5 protein-coding genes and 1 pseudogene are annotated in these 7,585 nt (G+C 36.3%); 1 reads left to right on the top strand and 5 read right to left on the bottom strand.

The features are described from left to right. Nucleotides 1-1,920: 1,920 nt before the first annotated feature. From ACFINY_RS09010 to ACFINY_RS09000, 3 genes are all read right to left on the bottom strand, one after another. Nucleotides 1,921-2,820 carry an abortive infection family protein gene (locus ACFINY_RS09010; RefSeq protein WP_375701024.1) on the bottom strand — a complete coding sequence of 300 codons (900 nt, stop codon included), beginning with the start codon at nucleotides 2,818-2,820 and terminating at the stop codon, nucleotides 1,921-1,923. Nucleotides 2,821-3,613: 793 nt separating this feature from the next. Continuing rightward, nucleotides 3,614-3,838 carry a hypothetical protein gene (locus ACFINY_RS09005; protein ID WP_375681542.1) on the bottom strand — a complete coding sequence of 75 codons (225 nt, stop codon included), beginning with the start codon at nucleotides 3,836-3,838 and terminating at the stop codon, nucleotides 3,614-3,616. A 366-nt stretch (nucleotides 3,839-4,204) separates the two neighbouring features. Beyond that, nucleotides 4,205-5,569, bottom strand: coding sequence for an MFS transporter (locus tag ACFINY_RS09000; RefSeq protein WP_375701023.1), 1,365 nt, complete (start codon nucleotides 5,567-5,569; stop codon nucleotides 4,205-4,207). Nucleotides 5,570-5,573: 4 nt separating this feature from the next. On the opposite strand from ACFINY_RS09000, the gene ACFINY_RS08995 reads away from it, so the two are divergent. Further along, the gene (locus ACFINY_RS08995) at nucleotides 5,574-5,879 is read left to right on the top strand and encodes a hypothetical protein (protein WP_375701022.1); all 306 of its coding nucleotides are present in this window, start codon (nucleotides 5,574-5,576) and stop codon (nucleotides 5,877-5,879) included. A gap of 288 nt (nucleotides 5,880-6,167) precedes the next feature. Here ACFINY_RS08995 and ACFINY_RS08990 read toward each other — a convergent pair whose 3' ends face one another. Next, nucleotides 6,168-6,551, bottom strand: a complete 384-nt coding sequence (locus tag ACFINY_RS08990) for a hypothetical protein (protein WP_375638862.1) — start codon at nucleotides 6,549-6,551, stop codon at nucleotides 6,168-6,170. Nucleotides 6,552-7,435: 884 nt separating this feature from the next. Continuing rightward, nucleotides 7,436-7,585: pseudogene (locus ACFINY_RS08985) on the bottom strand (DUF3792 domain-containing protein); the annotation flags it as partial.

Raw genomic sequence — 7,585 nt, 5'->3', positions numbered from 1 at the left:
ATAACCTGAAGGCCGCAGGTTCAAATCCTGCCCCCGCAACCAAAGTTCCAAAACTAATACTCCCATAAAAATCAAATGATCTCTAAACATGACAATACACCCATAGTATTGCGTGAAAATATAAAAATCTACGTCATGAAAAATGTTATAGAATAACTCTTTACTCAAACTTCCCCCTCTACTAGGAAAAGTCAGTAATTTACATACATAAGTTCCCCTTCCTGCTACACTTTTCTCATAGAAACTCATCAAAAAAACTAGAAAAACTAGTCGCCCGTAAAACTACCAAGACCTAGGAGCGGCTTTGAAACTGGATCGGATGCCTTCTCATCTCATAAAAGAATGCAATAGGGACTAATAAAGGGCATGCCACTAATGAAGCAGTGGCAGGCAGAGGCAGGGAGAGAATGCTTTCTTCTCTCTAAAACGATAAATCTAAAAGCTCTTCTTAGTACTGCAAAACAAAAATATCACCAATCTCTGAAAATAAAAGCAGGAAAAGACAAGTGTAACGCGTAAACGCATGGAGTAAAATGCTAATCACTCGAAACTCTTCCCACGTACAAAAACCAAATAAGAACTAGGGGCATGCCTACTAATCATCATGCACCTTCGGAAGCAAAATGGGTAGGGGAAGAACGTATAAGCTACGTAATGCCACGCACTTAAAGGGGCGCTCAAGGCTAAATCTAAACTCAGATTCTCTTGGCTCTTATATCATCCCTCCCTTTGTTCTATGTGTACCTGTATATCTTCATCCTCAAAACAATCTGCAACTTTTTGCAACAAAAAACTGTACACAATTCCTTGAACTCCAAACTATCTATACCACTAAATACTAAGGGGGATTTTTACCTAGAAAGCTTTTTGGGGTAGCGAGCCTATGCCTATGATCATTGTGATGATGCCAACTTTTTGCAAATAGTGTTTTAAGAGGGTAAAGCATTATGTTGATAGCAGAAAGCCTGTAAAGAGAAAATGGCTATGGTATGTAAGAATAGTGCCGTTTTTTATACGGAGCTGCCTTATTATAAGATTAAGTAAGGTAGGGGAAGAACGTATAGGTATGTAATTTACGCGCATAAAGGCTTTGTAGAAATTAGATCTAAACTCAGATTCTCTTGGATTTTAATATCATCTCTCCCTTTGTCCTATGTGTAGCCTGTATATCGTCATCCTCAAAACAATCTGCTAACTTTTTATAACAAAAAACTGCAAACAATTCCTTGACCTCCAAACTATCTATACCACTAAATACTAAGGCGGATTTTTACCTAGCAAGCTTTTTGGGGTAGCAAGCCTATGCCTATGATCATTGTAATGATGCAAACCTTTTGCAAACAGTGTTTTAAGAGGGTAAAGCGTTATGTTGATAGCAGAAAGCCTGTAAAGAGAAAATGGCTATGGTATGTAAGAATAGTGCTGTTTTTTATAAGGAGCTGCCTTATTATAAAATTAAGTAGTAGGGTAGGGGAAGAACGTATAGGTATGTAATTTACGCGCATAAAGGCTTTGTAGGAATTAAATCTAAGCTCATATTTTCTCTCTTTACGGAGTTAAGACTTGTGTTTTTATCATAATGACTAGCTTCTCCATCATAATATTTCTGCACGAGAGCTTTCCAAAAATAGTACACTAGCTAGTTTGTTCTTAAAAAAAATAATCAAGGCAATACTTTTGCACCATCCTCATTCGCCATCCTTAAGGGCGGCTTTTGCATTTACAGAAATTGCCACTGACTTTAGAAGCGGAGCCTAGAAACGCGGGGAAAAGGAGAACTATAGGGTGGTGTGATTACTCATTCTGTCATGCTATAGAAATATTTGGTTTTGTAGGGGTAGAAGCAGCCACTCCCCTTTAATGCCTAAAAAGCATTAAAAATGGCACAAGAAAATGCTGGTAGTCGTGATATGGTTTTTATTATGGCTGATCCATGAGCTCTAAAATATAAATTGAGAGAGAATGGGCGGCATTAAAAGTTAAACGCGCATGGCGAGGCTTGAGATTGATTAGTTCAAAATCCTTTTCTGAGCGGCCGTGCGCTGCACCTTTCTTGTTTCTTAACTTTATAGTACCGCGCACAATTTGATACAGACCGGATGCGATCATTTTTAAGTCATTTTCATCTAGATCTTGATTTTTTAAGTTTTCTTGCTTCATATCTTCGGGATGGATCTTAGCTTTCTTAACGACTTCTTCCCATAAAGCGGGCAGATTATTACGGGCGTTTTCTGCATATGGGATAGAATGGTGGTCGAGATAAGCTTTGCAAGAGGCTTCCAACAGATTTGCTGCAAATAGAACGGCCTCCCTTGGATCTTTTTCTATATTTTCTAATGCCCTATTTATTTCGATTTCTACTGCTGAAAGTCCTTTCTCTGCAATACGGTTTTGTAGCTCTTTTATAGAAAGAAGACCTGCTTTGATAATATACCCTCCACGCTGATATTCCAATCCATCTTTCTTTAACGTTTCTAAAATTTTACGTTGATCTTCTTTTAACTGTAGAGTTTTTTTGTATAACGATGAATTCAATCCGGTAGGGTCTGGATCATAATATTCTTTTTCCATAAAATCACTAAGCAGGTTACCAAGGAATTCAAGTGGTTCTTCGCATTGAGAATTGATTGCACGTAGCCACGCTTTAACTTTTTGGATTTTTGTACCTTCTGGAATTTCAGGAGGAGCAAATGATGCAATAAACAAGTCATCTAACTCGTTATGCGTATAATGGTGCGCAAACATTGGAGGGAGTAGTCCAATGATTGCAGAAGGGATTTTGTTTTTCTGAGATATTGTTTGCGGAGATGATAATTGCATTTTATGGCTTTATAATATCAAAAAGTGGTATGTGGAGTGGTTGTTAGAATATAATTTTATTGCTTGACCTTGCTTAGAAAGTCGCGCAACAATTTTGTGGCTTATATAAGATTTGTGAAAGAGAAATGCCATATTGTGTTTTAATTTTTTTCCTTTCATTGTTATAACAGTGAAGGGGGTGAATAATGCGTGATAATTGGAAAAATATAGAATGAGAACAGAAGTATAATTTTGTATTATCGTAACTGCAATAGCATTCTTTATTGGCAGATTGTTTATTGGAGAGAAGGAAGTAGGCAATGCGCATAATCCCTGAACGGAAGGTTTTGTGACAAGAATTTCAATAATGGCATGTTACTAAATGTTGTGTGTGTTCTTTGCTTGTCAGAAAAAGTAGATGGCGCTCTTTATTTGCATAACCGGTATAGAGTAATGCGGGAGGCTAGTTTAAAATCTCGTTTATTCCGTTAAAGCTTACGGTTTTCTATAAAAAGACTGTTTTCATTATATCCGCTGTGAAGCTCGCATACTTGGTAGATGGAAATATAAACGTTTATCGTGTCTGTAAGGGAGCTTGAAGCAATGAAGTTATGTGTAAAAGAGTTCTGAAAAGCTTCTTTTGTCCGTAAAACTTATAAGGAAAATTTAAAGACAGGAAAATGTTAGAGAAATCTAAGAGTACGCTGTGAAAATCAAGAAACAGTCTTTTTAGAGATGGTTTGCTGTCTGTCATCATGCTTTATGATTTTCAATGTTTTTAAAATTTCCCTCTCAATGAGAGAGGGATTTTTTATTAAAGTGGGGGAAATTTCTTATAACAGTTAACAATGAAATGGAGAGAAGATGCTGCTTTACCAGCTGTTTTTGTCGCTTCAGTTTCATTTGGACCTATTGCTGTTATGAAAGCATAGTGATTCAATGACTTTGAAAAGGGGCGAATAACATTATCAAGTTTGCAATACAGTGCGATTTTTTGCATCGCGATGCGTGCCAGAAGATGGTCAGCATTTGGGGGCATTGTGGGTTCTATATTCTATGCTGGTTCTGTAGGGCGTCTGTTAGCGCATTTATGGAACTATTCCGCATTGAAACGCGTGCTTAATTTCGTGGATCTTTGCAAAGGTCTGATCAGAAAATCCCATATTTCAAGAGGTTTTTAGAGGGATTTAAAAGCACAGAGGTATCATAAAATTACAAACACCGTACGTTACTGGAGGTGATCAATTTTAGAGCTTAAGGAGCTTATCGGTTTAGTGTTCTTTCATAAAAATGATGAAGGCTGTGTTCAATGTCTCAGTGTGTTGGTTTCTCGAAAAGTGCTAAATGCTGTATGATTTTATATGCCATTGCCAATGTTATGGATAGGGTGTTCAAATAAAGCATATCATAAATCAAAATTCTTCTCTTTACGCGATAAGAGGAGGGCTAGGCAAAACAGTAAAAATGCAGCGATAGAGAATATGAAGAATACGATATATGTTTGGTTTAAGGACAGGGATTCTTCTGTCAGCGAATGGATCAAAAAGCCAGCGAATATACCCCCTAAGGCACCACCTATTTGCTGTAATATGCGTGTGATAACGGCTGTATCTTTGACGTATAAACTGTTGACATATTGGATGGGGGCGGAAAGGCAGACAATGGTGGCGATGCCAAGTCCTATGCCTCTTAGCAAGAATCCCAGTCCATCCATGCTTATATTATAGCCGAAGCATAATAACCCAAAGCTTGATATCACTAAACCAATTCCTATCATGAAAAAGGGAGATTTTTCTTTCCATTTTTGGTAAATAAATTTCCTGCCAATCCACGCACCCACTCCTTGCAGAGCAAGGAGGGCACCGATGATGAGAAGGCTCTTTTCATAGTTTCCTCCCATGGCAACGGCTAGTGGGAAATAAACGAGGAAGCTATAAAAAAGAAATGAAGCAACGAGCCCCATGATCATGAGCAATGTATAGCGCGCATTTTGAAATCCGCTAAAGACGATTAATTTGTTTTTTGCTTTCTGATTAGAAACAATGAATAATATGAGAGATATCACGGCTATAAGCGCTAGGATAAAGAGGGTGTTGTGGTTATTGATATTTCTGGCTTCTGTGAGATAAAAAAACGAAAGAAGGGAGATGGAAAACGCTAAAAAAGCAAATAAGTTAAATTTTGTTTTTGTTGTTTCGTTGCTCTTTAAATGTTTAGCTCCAAGGGTGAGTGCCAATAAAATAAGCGGAATATTGATAAAAAATAACAAACGCCAAGACACATACTGAGCAAGCGAGGCGCCTACCAGCGGACCAAAGGCAGGAGCGAAAACTGTTGGTACAGCTATGGTGCTCATGGCTTGGCGCACTCGTGTCTGTCCAAATTGTAAGGCAATGATGGTTTGGCTAAGGGGCAGCAAAAGACCGGTCCCAAAACCTTGAACGATACGGGCAGATATAATAGTTGGAAAATTATAGCTTAATCCTACCCCCAGTGATCCAAGCATAAAAATGAAGCTTGCAAGAAGCCAAGTGCTTTTGATACCTATTCTTCCTTGCACAAAAGCGGCCATTAGCAGCCCTGGAACGGTGGCGAGAAAATAGGATGTTACAACCCATTGTATATTATTTTCTCCGACTGAAAAATAATGCGCAAGGTTAGGAAGGATGACATTGACAATGCTCCCGTCCAGCAGAGGAAGTATGCTGGAAATAATGACGGTATATATGACATACCTTTCTGTTTTTGTATAGGAATCTACCTTTTGCATTATTATGCCCCCTGTTGATATTCTTTTAGATATGGGTCCCGCCCCATTCACAGACTTTAAAAAATTAACACATGTTTGTGATGTCTGCGGTTTTGATATTGGAATGAATGTGATTGGAAGTGCTGATGGTCCCCAAATGCTTCTCTTGTGTACAAACCCCTCTTCCTCCAAAATGAAGCCATCAGTTAAGCTGATTTTGATGAGTTTATCGAGGAGTCTGTTTTCTGTCAATTCACTTTGCATGAGAGCAAAAGCAGAACCTACACGAGACGTGCATGCCTGCTCCATTTGCATTTATTATTTAACATGAAAAATGTGAAAATCTTTATAAATCAAATTATTGACTTAAAAATCCAATGTTTGTTTATATATCATTTTTTATGCTTAAATGATTGTTTAGGTGTCAAATGTATTCTCAATAGTTTATAATTTTCTTTTCTTAAATGTGCAGCCCTTTCTGGAAAATATTCGACAATCTCTTGATTGTTTAATAAAAATTAAAATCGGTTATAAGGAAGGGCTTGTAAATTATAGAGTAGGAAAAAGGTGCATTTTATAAACAACAGGGGAGGGTTGTTTCCATAGCCCAAATATTTTTTCAAGTTGTTGTGGTATCTTTTTGAATTGCTTGATCGATAAAAGTTTCATAATTATCAGAAACAATATATTGGGTATTTTCTCCTAAAGCTTTGAAATGTTCATGACCGCAATGGATTTTTGCTTTTTCCAGATCGCACAACATGTCTTCGAAAATACTTCCTTTGCTTTCCACAACAAAATACAGTTTTCCTTGCCCATCTTGCTCGAGTAATACAGCCCTATCGGGAGTATATGATCCAAGAGGTGTATCAATTTTAAACCATTTAGGCAGTTGCGCATAAACTTTAATCTCATCGTTTTTTTCAAACGATTGTGCAAAACTGAACTCAATATCTGAATCATAAATAACATGATCATAAATTGATTTATCAGTTTTTGTCATATTCTTTTATAAAACAATTTGCTTTTATATTTATTAAAATGCATTTTCTATTTTATTTTTTCGTATAATTAGCCAATGAAGTTTTTGCTCTAATATCGCAATTTGTAAAAGACTATTTTGGTCATTCAATATGAAATTTTTTATGTCGGTTTCTTGTATTGAAAGCAATGGTACGATTTTTGATATCTGTATAAAATATTTACAAAAAAAAATTTAATAACACATGATTATAGAATTTTGTCCTTTGTTTGAAGCATGTAAAGTTAAACCATTGTTTATTCATAGATTTTATGTTCATTATTTATTTGATACATTTAATCTAGAATGTAAATTGTGTTCGTATATTCAAACTAAAATACTGGTATTGAAGTGGTGAGAGTGTTGCTTTGTTGAGAATAGATAATTTGGTAGGTTGGTATTCCCTTTGTATCAGAGAATTCAACTTATTCTCTCATATTGTGTGTGGATGAAATGTTAACCGCATAATGCTCTCTCTTACATGAGATGTAAGATTGATATGGTTTCCATATTGAGAAAAGTTGTTGATCGTAGAGGAATATTTTTTTGCGAAATTCGTTTGGCTTAAATGGAAAAAATAGAGCAAGAGTCGCATATTTGTTATGCTGTAATGGCATATATATATAATCGATGGAGTCAACACTTCATTTAAGAAGTTTTTTAAAGGAAAAACATAAAAAAATAGAATTATTGAAAAAAATCTTTTATTTTGCAGCTTGTTTCTCACGATTATAAAAGCTTCACGTGGATTTTGAAAATTCTTGTTGTGTTGAAAAGCATACAAAAATCAAGAAAATTTTGCAAAAAAGCTGCACTATGCGTGCAGCTTTTTATGTATTTGCTTTAAAGGTAGACAGGTAGACGTTTTAAAGCATGAAAGTGTCCTTACGGCTTCTATAACCGTAGTAGCCAAAAACACTGGAAATAATGGCGCCTATGAGACTTCCTAAAAAGCCCCACCACCCCATATTGGAGGCTGTTTTTGTGGCTTTAGTTGCAGTGTTTTTTGCTCCCTT

The organism is Bartonella sp. AA23NXGY (genome assembly GCF_042197165.1).
GTDB lineage: Bacteria > Pseudomonadota > Alphaproteobacteria > Rhizobiales > Rhizobiaceae > Bartonella.
This window is presented reverse-complemented; position numbering and strand designations above follow the sequence as displayed.

What these genes read in the sequence shown, in the direction of transcription:
- ACFINY_RS09000 (WP_375701023.1), bottom strand. Translation starts at nt 5,569, where the DNA reads ATGCAAAAGGTAGATTCCTATACAAAAACAGAAAGGTATGTCATATAT.
- ACFINY_RS09010 (WP_375701024.1), bottom strand. Translation starts at nt 2,820, where the DNA reads ATGCAATTATCATCTCCGCAAACAATATCTCAGAAAAACAAAATCCCT.
- ACFINY_RS08995 (WP_375701022.1), top strand. Translation starts at nt 5,574, where the DNA reads ATGCCCCCTGTTGATATTCTTTTAGATATGGGTCCCGCCCCATTCACA.
- ACFINY_RS08990 (WP_375638862.1), bottom strand. Translation starts at nt 6,551, where the DNA reads ATGACAAAAACTGATAAATCAATTTATGATCATGTTATTTATGATTCA.
- ACFINY_RS09005 (WP_375681542.1), bottom strand. Translation starts at nt 3,838, where the DNA reads ATGCCCCCAAATGCTGACCATCTTCTGGCACGCATCGCGATGCAAAAA.